Below are 18,989 nucleotides of genomic sequence, written 5' to 3'. Positions count from 1 at the left end.
ATGGCGGTATTCCCGGATAAAGCCCCTGGCGGAGATCATGGAGCGCCAGTCTGTTACCCGCCAGTGCCGCGGCAGAGAAAGCGCGGGTGATCAGTCCTCCCCCCGACCTGTTGAATCGGGCGCGCAGTAGAGCTCGTACAGGCGGCTCATAAGCGCCACAATCCTCGGGTCGCGGATCCGGTAGAGCACCGACTGTCCCTCCTTCCTGAAGGTGACAAGGTTTTCATCCCTGAGACGTGCCAGATGCTGGGAGAGCGCTGACTGGCTGAGCGGCACACTGCTGTTGATAGACCCCACGGACTTCTCGCCCTCAGTCAGCGTGCACAGAATCATCAACCGGTTGGGGTTGGCGATCGACTTCAGGACCTGGGTCGCCTCGGCCGCGTGCTCAGCCATTTCATCCGGCGTAAGGGCGGATGTGTCGCTGAACTGCTGGAGGGTACTGGCGTAGTCGTCTGGTTCCATGTGTCGCTCCCCGGGTTTGGGCCCCAATTATACTGCGTTGAACGGCTCTTGTATTTGCATTGGATGCTCTTCAGTCTTTATATTAGAAATTATTAATATAGAGAAAGGAGAGAAACGATGATCAGGAATCGCGTGATGAAAGCAGCACTGCCCGTTGGTCTGGTGCTCACTCTCAGTCTGGGGGCCACAGGCTGTGCCCATTTCCAGGCAGACGATGCTGACCGTCATCAGGCATCCGTAGCGGAGAAGGCCGCCCAGCGGGGGCTGCCTTTCGATATCAGCCGTGATATCGGCTTGGCGCCATACGGTGACGAAATGACCCGAGCGGTGGGCAACTATAACCGCCCGGCGCCGTTCATCGGAACTGGTGGCCAGCTGGCCGATGGTGCGATGGCGGAGCTGAAGGGTATGGGCTTCAAAACGGTTGTGAGCCTGCTCAATCCCCACGAAGGCCTGGAAGCGGAGCGTGAAGCCGCCCATGACGCCGGGCTGAATTTCTACAGCATCAGTGTCTCCAGCAAAGCTCCGACCGAAGAGCAGGTGCGAGAGTTCGCAGGGATCGTCTCCGCGACGGGCAATTACCCCATTCTCGTGCACTGCGCCAGCAGTAACCGGGTAGGCGCGATGTGGGCACTGTATCGCCATCAGATGGGCGTGCCCGCCGAGATCGCTCTGGAGGAAGGCAAGGCCGCCGGGCTGAAGACCAGCCGGGAGCCGGCCGTGCGTGAACGTCTCGGCCTGGAAGAATCCCAGTAGCGGCCTCAGGACGCAGAGGGCGCGGAGCATCGGACAGGATCAGGGGTAACGGCCTGAAAGGCGGTTTTCCACCAGGAACCCTTGATGAGCAGGCAGAGCCGATCCTGTTCCTGGCCTCGGATGCGGCCAGCTACATCACTGGAACTGTCCTTCCCGTCGCTGGTGGGGACAGCGGGTAGGGCACTGTCCGGGCCTCCTAAGCGGGCCCGACAGGCCCATCATCAATCGCGGTGAGGGCCTCGTTGACCCGGAACAGCTTGGCGTTCACCTCTGTGATGCCGAACGCCTCGAGCCGGGCCCGGTGCTTCTCAAGGTAGGCCCGGGCGCTGGCGTCATCATGGAACAGGTAGATCCCACCGGCCTCGCTGGTTTCCGGGATCTCGGTCCATATCTTCCAGATGAGGCCGGGCTCCTCGGCGATAGAGATGGCCAGATCCTTCATGGCGTCGGTCATGCCCTCACCAAAAGGGCCGGGGAACGGGAAGTCGATCTGTAGCAGTGTTTTCATTACACGCTCCTGCCGATGACTGGATGCTGTGGTTAATGTTAGCAGTGCGGGGCTTTATGGCGTCATCTGCCCGGGGTGCCCTTCGCCCTGGGATTCAATCCTGTTGCGTCCGTTGGCTTTTGCCAGATAAAGCATGTCATCAGCCTGTGCAACCAGCTGGTCCATGTCCGAATCCGTGGTGGGGACAATGGATGTCAGCCCGATGCTGGCCGTGAGGTACTTCTCGGTGGGCGAGTGTATGTTGAGAATCCTTGAATCACTCAGGTTCCGAAGGAACTGGTTCAGCAGCTGCCTTGCCTGTTCCTGTGCCGTGTCACCCCAGATCAGAGCGAATTCCTCACCACCGTATCGGGCGCAGAGATCGCTTGGCCTGTTCACGGTTTCCTGTAGAAGGGCGGCCGTCTGGCGCAGGCACTCGTCCCCCACCTGATGGCCATAGGTGTCATTCAGCAGCTTGAAGTGGTCCAGATCCACAATGGCGAGACTGATCGGTTTCCGGAGCCTCATACACCGGCGGCATTCCTCATGAAGGAATTCGTCAAAGGCGCGGCGATTGGGGATGCCGGTAAGCCCGTCGATTCTCGCCAGCGCGCTGACTTTTTCCTCGGCAAGTTTCCGTTCAGTGATGTTGTGGTGGACGATCACGAAGTAACCAGCCTCGTTCAGCTGGAGTGGGGCGACCCGCATCATGAACCAGCGTTTTTCATCAGGACTATGGCAGGGGTATTCAAGATAGAATTCAGGTTGGCCGCCATTCAGGACACTCCGTATGCCCTCAGCGGCATTCGCGCCGAATTCATCCCCCATGGCGGATGCCTTGTCACACTCCGCGAGGTAATTCAGTGTTTGCCAGTCATCGCCGGACATACAGGCATTGTTGCTGTTACCGAAAGCGCTCCAGGATCTGTTCACGTACTGAATATCGCCAGCCGGATCAATGACCACGATGTTCTCGTTAATGGAATCAAGTATCGCGTGTAAGAACCCCGGTGTGTGTTCCACTATCAGCTTCCTTCAGGACTGGGGCAGCAACGGGACATAAGTGGATACGCTTCCCTCAGATTGGTGGTCCCTGACGTTCTGATTGTATTGTCGCTTCTGTCGCTGCCCAGCGCCACCCGGGCGATGGAGATGGCGAGCCTGTATGCATCATCAATTATATTGGGCTGGAAGCCACCTTTATCGGTGACGGTCAATTGCCGTCGGCTCCCGGGGCGGGCACCATGGACATATGAATCATCTCGCGCATGTTTTTCTCGCTCCGGAATGCCTTTTGCGACCGCGCCGTGCTCATCGCCTTGTAAGAGTCAACCCGCAACCTGTGTCCGCACCGATTGGCGTTATCGGCTTTTACAGGAACCTGCAGGAGGTTAAGGCCAGCCTCTCAGTCGGACCACTTTTCAGCAAGTCGGACGTTTTTCATGGACCGGGTTCAACGGTGGAGTCGGGCAAGAGTGTCTTCTCAAGCTCCACAATCAGGAAAAGAACGATACTGGCGCCAAGGATGACCCCCCAATAGGAGAGCGGCAGCCCCTCGCTGCCGAAAATGCCCTGTAAAAAGGGGGTATAGGTCCAGGCAACCTGGAGTCCCGTGACTAGAAATATGGTCAACCAAACGGATGCGCTGCTGAAAAGGCCCTGGAGTGACAGGGCGCTTCTGGTCAGGAAGCGGCTGTTGATCAGATAGCCAGCGCTGCCCATGACCAGCATGTTGACGGCGCCCGTGCGTGCCAGTGCCTCGCTTCCCCCTTCGTATACCATAATCCATGTGAATATGGCGAAGACCCCGGTCACCAGCAGTAGTGACACAAAAACAACACGCCAGAGCATGAACCCATCGAGCAGGGGCGCGGAGGGATCCCGTGGCCGTCGCCGCATGATGTCGGCCTCGGGCGGTTCGAAGGCCAGGGCGAGGCCAAGCGTCACCGCGACGACCATGTTCACCCACAGGGCCTGCAGCGGCGTTACCGGCAGGGTGATGCCAGCCAGAACGGCGACCATGATGGACAGGCCTTGGCCCACGTTGGTTGGCAGCAGGAAAGCAATGGTTTTCCGGATGTTGTCGTAGACTTTCCGGCCTTCACGGATGGCGCTGACGATGCTGGCAAAATTGTCGTCCGCCAGGACCATTTCGGCGGCGTCCTTGGCGGCATCAGTTCCCTGAATGCCCATGGCGACCCCAACATCCGCGCGCTTAAGGGCCGGCCCGTCGTTGACGCCGTCGCCGGTCATGGCGCAGACCCCGCCGCAGGCCTGCAGGGCCTCGACGAGCCGCAGCTTGTGCTCCGGGGTTGAACGCGCAAAGACATCGACCTCCATGACGCAGTTCGCCAGATCGGCATCGGACATACAGTCCATATCGCTGCCAGTCAGTACCCGTCTGGTGTGAACAAACCCAATCTGGCGCGCGATCGCCAGCGCGGTGCCCGCGTGATCACCGGTGATCATCACCGGCCGTATGCCTGCTGAAAGGCATTGCGCCACGGCCTCGACAACGTCGTCGCGGGGCGGGTCGTACATGCCGACCAGCCCCAGAAGCATCAGGCCGTTCTCGGCGTGTCCTTCCTCCAGTTGGGGATCATCGAGGTCCGCGACATCCCGCTCGGCCAATGCCAGTACCCGCAGCCCCTGTTCAGACAGCGCCTGGATGTGCTCATGCCAGGTTTCGGCATTGAGCGGGCCGTCACCATCGACGCTTCGGAAGCCAATACACATCTCGAGCAACCGGTCGGGGGCGCCCTTGACGATAAGCCGCCGGTGTCCGTCCACTGCATGCAGGGTGCCCATATAGCGGCGTTCGGATTCGAACGGAATCGTGCTGAAGCGTGGGTGATGGCGTCGCAGGGTGGGTGGATCAAGTCCGGCCTTGATGGCGGCTACCACCATTGCCCCTTCTGTTGGGTCGCCGTGGATCTGCCATTGTTCCTGCGCTTTAGCGAGCTCCGCATCGTTACAGAGGATGCTGGCCTTCAGTAGGTTCAAAAGGTCGGAGTCCCGCGTGGGATCCAGCGGTTCTGGGGCATCCGGTGTGTGAAAACGGCCTTCCGGGGCAAAGCCGGTACCGGTGACCGCGTATTCCCGATTGGGGAGCCGTATTGTTCGGACGGTCATCTCGTTGCGGGTGAGCGTGCCGGTCTTGTCCGTGAAAATCGTTGAAATGGAGCCCAGGGTTTCGACGGCGGGCAGGCGACGGATGATGGCGTTCTTACCGGCCATTGCCTGAACACCAAGGGCCAGGGCAATTGTGACAATGGCGGGGAGTCCCTCCGGAATGGCCGCCACGGCAAGCCCCACCGCGGCCATGAACATCTCGCTGGCCGGATAGCCGTGAACCATGATGCCGAAAAGCGCCATGAAGACGGCAGCGCTCAGAATGACAGCGGCGAGAACCCGCCCGGCATGGTCCAGCTGCCGCAGCAATGGCGTTCTGAGCTTTTCAACCCCGCGCAGCATCTCCGAGATCCGCCCGATCTGAGTGGTCCTGCCGGTTGCCACCACCAGGCCCAGAGCGGTGCCCTGAACCACGATAGTGCCGGCAAAGGCCATCGAGTAACGGTCGGCGAGCACCGCATCCCCGGGGACGGGCGCCACCTGTTTGTCGACCGGCACGGACTCGCCTGTCAGGGCGGCTTCATCCGCACGTAGTTGGGAGGCCTGAACCAGGCGCAGGTCGGCTGGGATGCGGTCGCCGCTTTCCACCATGACGATATCGCCGGGAACCAGCGCCTCCGCACTGATGAGCGCTCTCTGACCACCCCGGACAACGTTGGCTCTGAGCGTGAGCATGTTGCGGATGCTCTCAATCGCCTGCTCCGCCTTACCTTCCTGAAAGAAGCCGATAAGGGCAATCACGAGGACCACGGCCAGAATTGCACCGGCGTCCGGATAATGCCGCATGCCCAGACTGGCCAGTGCCGCCGCGATCAGAATCAGGATCAGGATGTTGTTGAACTGCGCGAGAAGGCGCTGCCACCAGGGTCGAAACGCGGCACGTTGCAGAAGGTTGGGGCCGTGGCACGCGAGTCGTCGGCCTGCCTCGTCTTCCGCCAGCCCCGAGGTGGTGGTTGTGAGACGGGCAAGTGCCTGCTCCGCATCGAGCGCATGCCATTTGTCAGTGGGCGCCTGCCAGGGCGGTTTGGGCTTGGTATCCCGGCTGGTGGGAGCGCTGGCCCGTGGCCAGCGCCTCAGCACGTCAACCTTGCCTCGTCCGTCACCATACCGGATACGTTTCGGAGTCGCTCCGGATCAAGGATCTTAAGGTGGTTGGTGCTTACCATCAGGATGTCGTGATCACGGAGACGACTGAGCCCCCGCGACAGGGTTTCCGGCGCCAGTCCCAGATACCCCGACAGATCTCGCCGCCCCATGGGAAGAATGAACTCGTAGCGGCTGTACCCGCGCCGGGCCTGCGAATCGGAATAATCAATAAGAAAGGCGGCGAGTCGAGCATCCGTGGAGTACTTGCGCTCAAGGTGAAGCTGGCGGGTGAGGCGTCGGCTCTCGTTGCACATGCTCTCGATGAGAAGGCAGCGGGTATCGCTGTCGAGATGATCCAGTCTTCGGACACTGGATGTATCCAGCGCTACGACATCACGGCCGGAAAGCGCATCCAGCAGTATTTCATGCCCCAGCACATCGCCGGGGACATGGAACCCCAGAACCTGGCTGTCGCCGTTTTCATAGTTGATGGTGCTTTTGAACACTCCACTGACCACCAGGTAGGGGGATCTGACCGTATCGCCTGCATGGATCAGATGTTCATGGCGTCGGAGAATCAGGTTGCCGGCTCGCATCCGGGCTGCCAGACCGGTTCGGATAGAGTATCCCTGTTTCAGGGTTTTGCTGTAAGGCTCGGTGTGTATAGTCATTACGCCCCTCCCTGTGGGCCAACCCCTGGTGCTGATCCGTACAGACCTATCTAAAAAGACTATGACATGGGAGGACCTGCAACCATGAGGGGAACCACGCAACCCATCAGCGATGCGGCCACAGGGCGGCCATACCGCTCAAGCGTCGGTCTCTTCCAGTGCTTTTTCAGCTTTGATCAGATCCGCCGCGCGCCGCAGGCCGAGCTTCTTCATAGCCCGCCCTCGATGGGTTTCCACAGTGCGCTCACTTATCCCCAGCTCCATGCCGATCACTTTATTGGCATGGCCGGCGGCCGCCAGACGTGCAACCTCGAGCTCGCGGTGACTCAGTGAGCCAACCAGTGCCTGAACCGACCGTTTTGCTGCATCGGCTTCGAGTTGCTCCTGATGGTCGATCAGGGCCTGACGGATCGTCTGGATCAGATTCTGGCGATCGAAGTCTGGCTTCTGGAAAAAGTCGATGGCCCCGTATTTGAGGGCTTGGACAGCTACCGGTACATCACCGTATCCGGTCAGGAAAATGACCGGAATCCCCGGGGTTTCCCGGTGAAGCCGCTGTTGTACCTCCAGGCCATCCAGATCGGGCAGGCTCAGGTCGAGCAGCACGCATGCCGGCCCATTGGGCTTGTCCGCCGCAAGCAGTTGACCGCCGGAAGCGAAGGATTCTGAGGCCAGTCCCGCGGATTTGAACAGCAGCGTCAGGGCCTGCCGGATGGCGGGATCGTCATCCACGATCAGCACAGTGGGGGCATCACGCATCAACGGAGGCCTCCGCGTCCCGGTGTTCCCGGGGCAGCAGGATCCGGAACCGCGTGCCGCCCATCGCCAGAGGTTCTACCTTCAGGCTGCCACCATGGCGTTCAATAATGGACCGGCAGATGGCCAGGCCCTGCCCCATGCCATGGGTTTTGGTGGTGAAGAACGGGTCAAAGAGCCGGTTCATGTGCGCTGGAGGAATGCCCGGGCCTGAGTCGTCGATGTCGATCTCGCACCACTGCCCGTCCGGTCTGAGCCGACTGCGGATCTGCAGGAGGCGCTCGCCATCGTGCCCTTCCATGGCCTCAATGGCATTACGCAGGATGTTGACCAGGACCTGCTCGATCTGAATCCGGTTGATCAGGCAGGCGCACAGTGGTGTCTCATGGTGATAGACCACGCGCACCCCGGCGCGCTCCAGTTCATGGGAGAGCAGGGGCAGTACATTATTCACCAGCGATTCAGGGTCGTGCCGGCCTATCTGGCCGGGGCTGCCTTTGCGCACGAAATCGCGAAGCTCCCTGACGATGCTGCCGGTGCGCTGGCTCTGTACTGTGATCTGCTCCAGAGCATCGGCGAGCATGGTCGGGTCCGGGTTGTCTTCCTTCAGCATTGACCGGCAGGCTTCCGCGGTCGCCTGGATCGCGGTCAGAGGCTGGCTTATCTCATGGGCAAGCCCGGCTGCCAGTTCCCCCATGGCGGTAATCCGGTTGGCATGGGCGAGGTTTTCGCGGGCTTCAAGCGCTTCCCGCTCTGCCCGCTTGCGGCTGCTCAGGTCATGGATAAAGCCCACGAAGTGCTGTTCCTGGCCAAGGAAGAACTCGGCAACGGCGAGCCGTATGTCGATCGGGTTGCCATCCCGGCGCATTGCGGTTACATCGCGTCCGGTGCCGATGATCCTGGGCTCATGGGTGCGTTGATAGTGCCGGATATAGTCGTCATGACGATGGCGGTCCGGCTCCGGCATCAGCATCGCGATGTTATTGCCTATGGCCTCATTTGCGGTGTAACCAAAGAGCCGTTCCGCCGCTGGGTTGAAGGACTGGATGATCCCGTCGTGGTTGAGCGTGACGATGCCGTCAATGGCATGCTGAACAATGGTCCGGCTGCGCAGTGTCTCGTCGGCGAGCTGCCGTCGCAGGTTGTGGTAGGGCGTGAGATCGCTCACGACCATCTGGACGCCGGTTCCCATTTCCTGCCCTAAGGCGTGCGGCGTATAGACGCTGTGGACGAAGCGGTGACCGCAATGGGCGTAGGGTACCTGTCCGTGAAAGGTTGTCTGGGTGCCCGAGAGGGCAGTACGGAACCGGTTTTCGAGCCTGGTGAACGCGTTCGTTCCGATGATCTCGCGTATGTGACGCCCGATCTGGTGCTGGGGATCGACGCCGAACCAGGCCCTGTGTCCGTCGCTGGCGAACTGCACACGGTAGTAGTCATCGAGTTGAGCCACGATGATCGGCAAGGCACTGACCGAGCCGTTTCCGAATGCCTCTGATTCGCTGGATGCCGAAGGGCCATGCGCTTCCATGGGAACGGCTCCGATAAGGGGGTGAGGATTTTATTGATCATAGTGACCCCCATTGACAGAGGTCAACAGCTGACGTTATTTAACAGACTCTCAATGTGGAAGCGATCACGGATCCGGTTGCCGTCGGTGCTGATGGCCGCTGCCGCGCCGGCGACGCCCTGGGCCAGGGCGTCGGCCATGGGGGCCTGCCGTATCAGGCTGTGGACCATCAGGGCTACGAAGCTGTCGCCCGCGCCGACGTGGCTGACCACCGTAACCGGGGGCGGTACGGCCCGGAACCGGCCACCGGCGCTGGTCGCCAGCAACGCCCCCTGGTCTCCCTGGGTCACCACCAGATTGTCTGCTGCCCCCTCCTGAACCATTTGTGCCATCGCCTCCAGCTGGCTTTCCGGGGTCCAGTCGCCGGTGTAGCCGAGCTGAGCCAGTTCTTTACGGTTGAGCTTGATCAAATGGACACCCCTGCCAACGGCCGCCGCCAGCGGGGCGCCAGATGTGTCCAGAACCACGCGGATGGCATGGGCTTTGGCCGCTTCGGTCAGACGCGCGTAGAGATCCTCGGGGGCGCCCGGAGGCAGGCTGCCGCTGAGCACCAGGTAGGGGGCTCTGGCCATGGCCCGCTGGATCGCCGCGTCACAGCTCTGCCACTCATCCCGCGTCAGAGCGGCGCCCGGAAAGACAAGGTGCACCATACGGCCGGTAGCGGTTTCGGTAAGCGCGAGATTCTGGCGGGTCTCATTGGCAACGCAAATGGATTCGTAGGGAATGCTCTCCCGGCACAGCAGGGTCTCGAGCAACTGGCCGTTGCCGCCACCGGCCGGGAAGACTGTATGAACCCCGTGGCCGAGCATGGCCAGGTTGCGCGCCACATTGATCCCGCCACCCCCGGGTTCCCGGCTGGATTCGCGGCATCGGGTCTTGGCGTCGATGACCAGGTGATCGGTTGTCCCAAAGAGGTCAACCGAAGGGTTCATCGTCAGGGTCGTGACGGTTGTATTGATAGAGCACCCCCTCTGAGCGGGCGTGTACCGGATCAAGTATAGCGTCGCTTGATGCCCGATTTTTGAGGCGCGTCAATTCCGCTGTGGATGGGAGGCGTAGACTCGCTAGTGAGGTTCATTGAAGCATACCGAGGAGACATTCGATGAAGCGTGTTGAGGGAAAGGTTGCACTGGTAACCGGGGCTGCACTCGGGATCGGCAGGGCCTGTGCGTTGCGCCTGGCGGGTGCGGGTGCCAGGGTCGCGGTGACGGATGTCGATGACCGTGAGGGTGGTGCCGTCGTCGCCCGTATCCGGGAGGAAGGCGGCGAGGCCGACTACTGGCACATGGATACCGCCAACGAGGCGCGGGTGAAAGAAGTGTTCTCGGATGTGGTGAGAACTTTCGGGACTCTGGATGTGCTTGTCAACAATGCGGGCATCGCAGGCGTCAACAAGCCCACACACGAGGTGACGCGCAAGGAGTGGGAACGGGTGATGGACGTGAATGTCACCGGTGTTTTTTGCTGCACCAAGCACGCCATTCCGCTGATGCGCACGGCGGGTGGGGGCAGTATCATCAATCTGTCGTCAATCTACGGCATTGTCGGGGCTGCTGACCTGCCCCCCTATCATGCGTCCAAGGGCGCGGTTCGCCTCATGACCAAGAATGACGCCCTGTTCTACGCAAGGGACCGCATCCGGGTGAACTCCGTCCATCCCGGTTTCATCTGGACGCCGCTGGTCGCGGATCTGGCGGAGGCTTCGGAAGAGGGCGCCGACGCCTTTCGCAGCCATCTGGATGGACTGCATCCGGTTGGCCACGTGGGCGAGCCGGATGATATCGCCTATGGGGTTCTGTATCTGGCCTCGGATGAATCCAAGTTTGTGACCGGCACCGAGCTCACGATTGATGGAGGCTACACCGCTCGCTGATGGATCAGCGTCGCGCCATCTGCTCGGTGAAGGTGTAGGCCAGGGCATCATGGGCGATCAGGTCCTGGAGCAGGGCCAGAACCACAGCGGTGCCCGCCTCCACCGCCGAATTGTGCTGGCCGATCTGTTCACGCAGCGCCGTGGCGGTGTTGTGGCAGATCAGGGGCGGTCGGTGTACGGGCTGGTTGGCGAGGAAAAGGCTGTCCCGGACTTCATGGAGCTCGGTGAAACAGTCCGCGGGCTCGGGAATGGGCCCAAGAACCAGTCGGGCGCGGTTGCGCAGCTGTTCCAGATTGCGGGTCTCACGGCAGTCCAGCAGCACTTCCAGTTGATACACGATGAGCAGGATGGTTCGGGCACTGTATTCATGGCGCTGTTCAGCAACCTTCAGCAGCGTGAACAGAACCCGATCTACATCACTGATGGCGGTGGCGGCGCGCGCCACACCGGTGTGGTCGAGCCAGTGCCAGACGGTCTCCAGGCCCGGGGTTTCCAGGCCCGGCCAGCCGTTGGCCATTGCCATTCCAAGCGCGCCATGCAGAATGCGGGCATCGTACTGCTGGGCCTCGAACCGGTGGGCGCCCTCACCAAGGAATCGGGCGTTGAGCATCTGGAAGGCACCCGGATGGATGAGGCTGGTGGCCAGGAGCAGCTGCTGCAGGAAGACCGTGGCGACCTGGTAGCTTTCCAGTTCCCCGGGTAGACCGGCCTCGCCGGTGATCGTGATGCTCAGCTCCGCATCGATCCGGTTTCCCGGATCGTCAATATGCGCGCTGCGGTGATTGCTGAAACTGCCGTTCTGCTCGATGGCGGCTTCCATTGCCTGCAGCAGCCGGCTGCTGTCGAAATGGACCCGATACGCCCGGGCACCATCCTGGAGACCGCTTTGCGCCTCGAAGGGGCGGTCGCTGAACGACGTTCCAATCTGTCGCCAGAGTCTGATGATCTCCACGCTATTGGCAGCGCCTGCCGGAGGTATGGCATTGCCAATATGCAGCCGTATGGTGGTGGATGAAGCCATTGTGACTCCTCGTGCCTTCAGGTTCGGACCAGTGGAATCTGAGTGTAACCGAAAGCAGGCACCCACGCCGCGCCAGCGCCAGCGCCGGGGTTGACCGCGGTCAATACTGCGGCAGGAATCCGCCCCTAGCATGGAGTCTTCGACCCTCCAGACAGGGAGACAGCGGATGAGCGGTAATGAGTATTACCTGGAAGTACGGCCGCGCCTCCCTGATGTCTTTTCACGGCTTGAGGAGCTGGCGAACAACCTTTTCTACAGTTGGGATCGTGGTGTCCGTGGGCTTTTCTTCCGGATCGATCCTGAGCTTTGGGCAAGCTGTGGTCACAACCCCAAGGTTTTCCTGCGGCGGGTTGCTCAGCACCGGCTGGAGGCGCTGGCTCAGGACACGGATTTCAACCTGCGATACCAGGAGGTTCTCGCCGCATTTGATGCCTATCTCGATCCGTCGATCACCAGCCCGAGAGAGCGTGAGGTTCAGGGGCTGGATACCGACCGGGACCTGATCGCCTATTTCTGCATGGAGTATGGCCTGCACGAGAGTCTGCCTCTCTATTCCGGGGGCCTCGGGATTCTGGCGGGGGACCACTGTAAGGCAGCGAGTGACCTGGGGCTGTCGTTTGTGGCGGTTGGTCTGATGTACCGCCAGGGTTACTTCTGCCAGACGATCAACCGCACTGGTGGCCAGGAAATCCATCTCAACCCCTACAGCCTGGATGAACTGCCGGTCACGCTGGTGCTGGACGAGCAGGGCGAGCCCATCCATATTCCGGTGGTGTTTCCCGGGCGTGAGGTGGTAGTCCAGATCTGGCAGGTGACCGTTGGCCGTGTCCATCTTTATCTGCTGGATTCCGACGTCGCGGTCAATGAGCCCGAGGACCGCCCCATTACCTACCAGCTTTACGGGGGGGACAGGCGCATGCGTATTGCCCAGGAACTGTTGCTGGGTGTGGGCGGCGTTCTCGCACTCCGGCGGCTGGGCCTGACCCCGAGCGTCTGGCATATCAATGAGGGCCATTCCGCGTTCCTGATTCTGGAGCGGTGCCGGGAGTGGGTCGCGCAGGGGCTGGATTTCCAGGCAGCGCTGGAGGCAACGGCGGCTGCGACCGTGTTTACGACGCATACGGCGGTTCCCGCCGGGCATGACCTGTTTGATCAGGATCTCGCCTCCGAGTACCTCTGGGGGCTGGCTGAGGCCATGGCGGTGCCCGTGAAGACGCTTCTGGATCTGGCGCGATCGCCCCAGAACCGGGGTCGATTCAACATGACGGCACTGGCACTTCGTGGCGCCCGGCGATTCAACGGGGTCAGTAGGGTCCATCGTGATGTCGCCGCGCAGATGGAATCCCATGTCTGGCCGGACATTGAGCCGGCGGAGAATCCGCTTTCATCGGTCTCCAACGGGGTTCATATACCCACCTTCCTGGCGCGGGAGTGGGTCAACCTGTTCGACGGACACTGTCCGGACTGGAAAGCCCACCTTGATGATACGGAATTCTGGCAGCGGACCATCCAGCGGATTCCGGACCACCGTTTCTGGAGTCTGACCCAGTCGCTGAAAAGCGACATGCTTTCGGATCTAGGTGAGCGCCTGGGGGAACAGTATCGCCGCAACAATTTCAGTCGCGCGCGTATTGAGGGCATGCGCCGTGTCATCACGGCCGAGAACACGCAACCCCTGATCATCGGTTTCGCTCGGCGCTTCGCCACCTACAAGCGGGCGCTGCTGATCTTCGAGGACATGCAGCGCCTGACGCGGATCCTGGGCGACCCCGAACGTCCGGTCATCCTGCTCTTCGCGGGTAAGGCCCACCCCCAGGACATGCCTGGCCAGGCGTTGATCCGGCGTGTTCACGAGTTCGCGTCACAGCCGTCATTTCTGAACCGTGTCTTCCTGATAGAGGGGTATGACATCGCGCTGGCACGCAAGCTTGTGACCGGTGTGGACGTGTGGCTCAACACCCCGGAATACCCGTTGGAGGCCAGCGGAACCTCGGGCCAGAAAGCGGCCATCAATGGCGGGCTCAATCTGAGCATACTGGACGGCTGGTGGGCCGAGGGCTTTGATGGCCACAATGGCTGGGGGATCGCACCGCACAGTGACGATCTGCCCAGCGATCAGCGCGACCTGGTCGAGGCCCAGGACCTTCTGGACATGCTTGAACATGAAGTGGTCCCAAGCTACTTCGATGTCGGTCCCGGCGGCTACTCGAGAGACTGGGTAAGCCGGTGCAAGGCTTCCATGTACACGGTGCTGCCGCGCTTCAGTGCGGAGCGGATGGTCCTGCGGTACGCCGAGGATATCTATGCGCCGGCCGTCGCCGGTGCGCGTGGTCTCTCGGAATCAGGGGGTGCCGGCGCCCGTGAGCTCGCTGAATGGAAGGCGCGGGTCTGCGCGGCCTGGTCCGGTGTGACAATGGCCTGGGCGGAACAGCCGCCGGAGGCAACCGAGGGGGACAATGACGCCATCCTGACGGTGGATGCCAACCTCAACGGGCTGTCACCGGATGATGTGGTCGTGGAGTGCCTGCTTACTCCGGACATGGCAACGGATGCGGCTGAGCGGGTCTATCGTTTCAGCGCCCGGGACGAGGATGCATCCAGAGGGCATCGTTTCGTCCTTGCCATACCCGCGCCCGAGAATGGCCTTTTCCGGATGCACGTCCGGATGTACCCCTTCAATCGCCGTCTCCAGCATCCCCTGGAGATGGGGTGCATGCGCTGGGTGTGACCGGCCCGCAGCGGCCGCTGATCGTCAGGGCATGGCGCAGGTGCGGAATCAGGCTCAACGGCGGATCCCCCGGTTCGAGTTGCCATTGCCAGTTGCCGTGAGTGGTGCCGGGTGTGTTCATGCGCGCTTCGCTCCCCAGTCCCAACAGATCCTGTAACGGAATTATGGCAAGTTGCCCGACGGAGTTGAGGGCCGTCTGGATGAGGGGCCAGGGCATGGGGCCCGAGGGCGTTGCGAGATAGTCCATCGCTGTGGTGCGGGTCGTCGCGTCACAGGCGTGCCACCAGCCGAGCGTGGTGTCGTTGTCGTGGGTGCCGGTGTAGACAACGGTGTCGACCCGGTGATTGTGGGGGCGGTGCGGGTTGGTGGCATCGCCGTCGAAGGCGAACTGCAATACCCGCATGCCAGGGCAGTCCAGGCCCTGCCGCAAGCGTTCAACAGCCGGCGTGATCTCGCCGAGGTCCTCGGCAACCAGGGGGAGCGGGCCCAGGGACTCGTACATGGCGTTGAAGAGCTGAATACCGGGTCCCTGGCGCCAGCGCCCCTCGGCCGCCGTGGCCGCGCCAGCGGGAATCGACCAGTACGCCTCGAATCCCCGGAAGTGGTCCAGGCGCAGGAGATCAAACCGCCGCAACTGGTGCCCGAGGCGGTCGATCCACCATCGGTAGCCGTCCTGTTTATGGCGATCCCAGCGGTAGACCGGGTTGCCCCAGTACTGTCCGTGCTCGGCAAAGGCATCCGGCGGAACACCGGCGACCTCGGCCGGATGGCCGGCGTCATCCAGTTCAAACAGTTCCGGGTGGCACCACACATCCACGCTGTTGTGGGCCACGTAGACCGGAAGATCCCCGAAAAGCTGGATCCCGCGATCGGCGGCGTAGTCATGAAGGGCCTGCCATTGCAGGGCGAACAGATACTGCCCCAGGCACTCGAGTTCGATCTCGGGCGCGAGGTCCGCATGCAGCGTCGCCAGTCGCTCCGGATCACGGTGGCTCTCCGCCGTCGGCCAGCGCGGCCAGGGCCTGTTTCCGTGGTGTCGTGCAAGGCAGCGGAAAAGGGCATAATCATCCAGCCAGCCGCCATTCGCCTCGCGGAAAAGTGCCAGAGCATGCCGGTGTTCCGGGTGATCGGGAAGGGTCCCGTGGACCTGCGTCAGGAGTTCGCGGCGCTCCGGGGACTTCAGGTTTTCCGGGTCGATGCCATCGGGCAGAAGACCGAGCCCGACTATGTCGTCAGGACTGATCAGGCCGGTATTGCCGGCAAAGCTTGACTGGGACAGATACGGTGAGCCGTCCGCGTGAACGGGACCAACCGGAAGCATCTGCCAGACACGGAATCCCGAGGCGGCGAGAAAATCCACGAAGTCACGTGCCGCAGGGCCGAGATCACCCCCGCCGGGCAGGCATGTGGGGTGCAGCAGGACGCCCGCCTGGCGCTGCCCCTGCCACGACAGCGGCAGGGTCATTCGTGACTTCGGCGCATGGCGCCGCCCATCTCGGGGCCTCCGCTGCCGACGCTGATGGGCGTATCAAGGGTCGGGGGGCAGGGTGCCTCCAGCAGCTCATAGAGGGTGGCGAGGTGGCGCCGATAGATGCGGTCGAACTCATCGACCGCCTCCTCCGGGTTGTAGTCACCAAACCACCAGAACCAGTCCGAGCCCTCACAGACGGCGAGCTGACGCAGCGTCAGCGCCTTGTGCGCCGCGTCATGGAGGTGGGGGTAGCGTTCATCGAAGACGGCCTTGGCGTCACACAGCAGATCCCAGGCACGGTTTTTGTCCGGGTCGCCAACCCAGGTGCCGAAGTCGCCATAGACCCAACTGCCGGCGACCAGGTGTGGCAGGTGCTCCACCGGTACGGCCGTGTCGTCCAGGCAGCGGCTGAAGGTGGTCAGGAGCAGTTCTCCGCTCTGCAGGAGTGCCCTGTAAAGTGCCGGGACAAAATGGAAACCATTGTCGGGGTAATGTTCCCAGGGGTTCTCGCCATCAAGAATGACCGCGACGACCCGCCCTCCATCCCCTTCGGCGGCGATGCCCTCAAGGCGTTCCACGAAGTCGGCCACCGCATCATCACCATGCCAGTGGCTGTAGCTGAACCCGATCAGGTCGGCCAGTTCGTCATCCCTGAAAAAGCAGACAGGACCGTCTTCATCGAGCCGGTAGGGCCGGTGCAGCTGGCCGGAGTCCGGGTCCGCGTCCGCCAGGCTGTGTCTGAGCACGCCCTGGCCGCTGGCGGTCCAGCGAAAGCCGGACTGGCCGATCAGCTGCAGGGTTGCCGCTGACACACCGCCCTCGGAGGGCCAGCATCCTGTTGGCTCGTGGCCAAAGTGTTCACTGAAAGACCGCCTCGCCTTTTGCAGTTGCCACTGGGCCCTCTCCAGGCCGCCAGGGTACGGATGCTGCGGCAGGGGTGTGTCCGGCCGGGCCTCGGTGGCGGCCTTAAAGTCGATCAGAAGAGGCAGCATGGGGTGGGTATAGGGCGTCGTGGACAGCTCCAGGCGTCCCGCGTCCACCAGGGCGCTGAACCGGTCCAGTAGACCGGCCAGGAGCTCTCCGATGATCGTGACCAGAAGGCGCCTGTCGGCCATCCCGTAATCCTGTTCCTTCTCCATCAGGGTTCGGACGCGGGGGTCGCGACGACGGACCGTTTCGCCCAGCCAGGCGAGGTGGTACCAGGTCACCAGGTCCGTGAGATGGATGTCGGTCAGGTAACCGGGGCCAGTGTCGGTCTCCAGTGCCCTGCGTGCCAGGGCCGCCAGCCGCGCGTACGGTGGAAACCGATCGATCATGGTCTGCTGGTGCGCCTGAAGGCAGCGCTGGAGCAGGGCGCGGCGCGTCTCCCGGGGCTGGACCGGCGGCTCCAGTGCGAGTGCCGCGAGCAGTGGGTCGCCCGGATGCCTCTCGCACTCCAGAAGATCATGGACCCGACGGGCGTAACTGGTGATCTGCTCCAGAAGTACGGGCGGGAAGTTGATCACCGCCTGCACCCCCTCAGGCGCGTCCTCAAGGTGGGCCGCCATGTCCACGTAGTCCTTGATCGCGTGCAGGTAGGTCCAGGGTGTGAGGTATTCCCCGGTCAGGGGGTCCCTGTATTCCGGCTGGTGCATGTGCCAGCACAGAACGACGCGCAGGCGCTTATCGGACATGATTCACCTCCTGTCCCAGCATCTCGGGTGTGACGAGGATGATGCCGCCGTCGCTGCGCTCAAACCGAGTGCCATCCAGGACGGCGTCGAATCCGATGTGCATGCCATCCGGTATGGTGCAGCCGGTCTCGATCACGGCGCGCTTGATATGGACATCGCGTCCGACCCTGACGTTTTCCAGCAGGACGGCACTCTCGATGGTTGACCCTTCCGCGACGGTCACGTGCGACGACAGAACCGAGTTGCGCACCGTGGCGCCGGAGACGATGCAGCCACCAGCCACCATGGAGTTGGTGGCCACGCCGCAGCGACCCGGTTCATCAAGTACGAACTTGGCGGGCGGCGCCTGACGCTGCCAGGTCAGGATGGGCCAGCGCTGATCATAGATGTTGAGTTCGGGGTTGACGCCGATCAGCTCCATATTGGCCCTCCAGTAGGAATCAATACTGCCCACATCGCGCCAATAGGCAGAGGTCTCGCCATCATGTCCCAGATACAGGAAGGCGAACACATCACTGTCGGCAACGGCAGCCGGAATAATGTCCTTACCGAAGTCGTGGCCGGATGTCGCACTGTTGGAATCCACGAGCAGGCGTGACAGCAGGTAGCGCGTATTGAACACATAGATGCCCATGGAGGCGAGGGCGTAGTCCGGCTGGTCCGGCATGGGCTCGCAGTGCGTGGGTTTTTCAGTGAACCGTTGAATGCGGTTGGTGGCATCCACTTCCATGATCCCGAAGCTGGACGCCTCACTGATCGGCACCGGCATGCAGCCGACGGTGACATCGGCCCCGCTGCTGACATGCTGCGCCAGCATCGGGCCGTAATCCATCTTGTAGATGTGGTCGCCACCCAGCACCAGAAGGTAGGTTGGGTCATGCAGTCTCAGGATATCCATGTTCTGGTAGACCGCATCGGCGGTGCCCAGATACCACTCATCGCCGGTTCGCTGCTGGGCGGGCAGCAGCTCCATGAATTCGCCCAGTTCCGGGCGCAGGAACGCCCACCCCTGATGGACGTGCTGGATGAGGGAGTGCGCCTTGTACTGGGTCAGGATGCCAATGCGGCGTATTCCCGAATTGACGCAGTTGGAAAGGGGGAAGTCGATGATCCGGAAATGCCCGCCAAAGGGTACAGCCGGCTTGACCCGGTGGGATGTGAGCGACCCCAGCCGGGTCCCCTTGCCGCCGGCAAGAACGAGGGCCAGCGTGTTCTGGGTAATGCGACTGATGTAGCGTTGATTCGACACCTTGGCGGATACGTTCATCCTCTCTCCGGTCTGGAACATGGCGGCCATTCCATT

15 protein-coding genes are annotated in these 18,989 nt (G+C 62.0%); 3 read left to right on the top strand and 12 right to left on the bottom strand.

Annotated elements, in window-relative coordinates; all coding sequences use genetic code 11:
• Window positions 1–90: 90 nt before the first annotated feature.
• Complete coding sequence (locus GLW01_RS13725; protein ID WP_202405740.1) at window positions 91–465, bottom strand: ArsR/SmtB family transcription factor; 375 nt, start codon at window positions 463–465, stop codon at window positions 91–93.
• A 135-nt stretch (window positions 466–600) separates the two neighbouring features.
• Here GLW01_RS13725 and GLW01_RS13720 point away from each other — a divergent pair, with 135 nt between their 5' ends.
• Window positions 601–1,221, top strand: coding sequence for a fused DSP-PTPase phosphatase/NAD kinase-like protein (locus GLW01_RS13720; protein ID WP_160899404.1), 621 nt, complete (start codon window positions 601–603; stop codon window positions 1,219–1,221).
• A gap of 196 nt (window positions 1,222–1,417) precedes the next feature.
• On the opposite strand, the gene GLW01_RS13710 is transcribed toward GLW01_RS13720, so the two are convergent.
• The 7 genes from GLW01_RS13710 to GLW01_RS13680 form a co-directional block, all read right to left on the bottom strand.
• Window positions 1,418–1,729: a monooxygenase gene (locus GLW01_RS13710; RefSeq protein ID WP_160899403.1), complete on the bottom strand. Its 312-nt coding sequence runs from the start codon at window positions 1,727–1,729 to the stop codon at window positions 1,418–1,420.
• A gap of 54 nt (window positions 1,730–1,783) precedes the next feature.
• A complete protein-coding gene (locus GLW01_RS13705) occupies window positions 1,784–2,641 on the bottom strand; it encodes a sensor domain-containing diguanylate cyclase (RefSeq protein ID WP_340162461.1) in 858 nt (285 codons plus the stop codon).
• A 507-nt stretch (window positions 2,642–3,148) separates the two neighbouring features.
• The gene (locus tag GLW01_RS13700; RefSeq protein ID WP_340162458.1) at window positions 3,149–5,920 is read right to left on the bottom strand and encodes a cation-translocating P-type ATPase; all 2,772 of its coding nucleotides are present in this window, start codon (window positions 5,918–5,920) and stop codon (window positions 3,149–3,151) included.
• Window positions 5,914–6,597: a Crp/Fnr family transcriptional regulator gene (locus GLW01_RS13695; protein ID WP_160899401.1), complete on the bottom strand. Its 684-nt coding sequence runs from the start codon at window positions 6,595–6,597 to the stop codon at window positions 5,914–5,916. Before GLW01_RS13695 ends, GLW01_RS13700 begins: the two co-directional genes overlap by 7 nt.
• 138 nt (window positions 6,598–6,735) lie before the next feature.
• Window positions 6,736–7,356, bottom strand: a complete 621-nt coding sequence (locus GLW01_RS13690) for a response regulator transcription factor (protein ID WP_160899400.1) — start codon at window positions 7,354–7,356, stop codon at window positions 6,736–6,738.
• A complete protein-coding gene (locus GLW01_RS13685; RefSeq protein ID WP_160899399.1) occupies window positions 7,349–8,881 on the bottom strand; it encodes a PAS domain S-box protein in 1,533 nt (510 codons plus the stop codon). Before GLW01_RS13685 ends, GLW01_RS13690 begins: the two co-directional genes overlap by 8 nt.
• 62 nt (window positions 8,882–8,943) lie before the next feature.
• Entirely contained in the window at window positions 8,944–9,915 is a 972-nt protein-coding gene (locus GLW01_RS13680; protein ID WP_286173316.1) for a 1-phosphofructokinase family hexose kinase, read from the bottom strand.
• A 107-nt stretch (window positions 9,916–10,022) separates the two neighbouring features.
• Here GLW01_RS13680 and GLW01_RS13675 point away from each other — a divergent pair, with 107 nt between their 5' ends.
• Complete coding sequence (locus tag GLW01_RS13675; protein ID WP_160899397.1) at window positions 10,023–10,793, top strand: SDR family NAD(P)-dependent oxidoreductase; 771 nt, start codon at window positions 10,023–10,025, stop codon at window positions 10,791–10,793.
• Window positions 10,794–10,797: 4 nt separating this feature from the next.
• Here GLW01_RS13675 and GLW01_RS13670 read toward each other — a convergent pair whose 3' ends face one another.
• The gene (locus tag GLW01_RS13670) at window positions 10,798–11,814 is read right to left on the bottom strand and encodes a hypothetical protein (RefSeq protein WP_160899396.1); all 1,017 of its coding nucleotides are present in this window, start codon (window positions 11,812–11,814) and stop codon (window positions 10,798–10,800) included.
• A gap of 166 nt (window positions 11,815–11,980) precedes the next feature.
• Between GLW01_RS13670 and glgP the strand changes: the two genes are divergently transcribed.
• Window positions 11,981–14,542: an alpha-glucan family phosphorylase gene (gene glgP / locus GLW01_RS13665; protein WP_160899395.1), complete on the top strand. Its 2,562-nt coding sequence runs from the start codon at window positions 11,981–11,983 to the stop codon at window positions 14,540–14,542.
• On the opposite strand, the gene malQ is transcribed toward glgP, so the two are convergent.
• The 3 genes from malQ to glgC are packed head-to-tail and all read right to left on the bottom strand — an operon-like array spanning window position 14,490 to window position 18,953.
• Entirely contained in the window at window positions 14,490–16,007 is a 1,518-nt protein-coding gene (malQ, locus tag GLW01_RS13660; RefSeq protein ID WP_160899394.1) for a 4-alpha-glucanotransferase, read from the bottom strand. The genes glgP and malQ overlap by 53 nt on opposite strands.
• Window positions 16,004–17,686, bottom strand: coding sequence for a glycoside hydrolase family 57 protein (locus GLW01_RS13655; protein WP_160899393.1), 1,683 nt, complete (start codon window positions 17,684–17,686; stop codon window positions 16,004–16,006). The genes malQ and GLW01_RS13655 overlap by 4 nt, the downstream gene beginning before the upstream one ends.
• Complete coding sequence (gene glgC, locus GLW01_RS13650; protein ID WP_160899392.1) at window positions 17,676–18,953, bottom strand: glucose-1-phosphate adenylyltransferase; 1,278 nt, start codon at window positions 18,951–18,953, stop codon at window positions 17,676–17,678. The genes GLW01_RS13655 and glgC overlap by 11 nt, the downstream gene beginning before the upstream one ends.
• Window positions 18,954–18,989 lie beyond the last annotated feature (36 nt).

Origin of the sequence: Vreelandella halophila (assembly GCF_009856365.1) — a bacterium.
Taxonomy (GTDB): domain Bacteria; phylum Pseudomonadota; class Gammaproteobacteria; order Pseudomonadales; family Oleiphilaceae; genus Halospina; species Halospina utahensis_B.
This window is presented reverse-complemented; position numbering and strand designations above follow the sequence as displayed.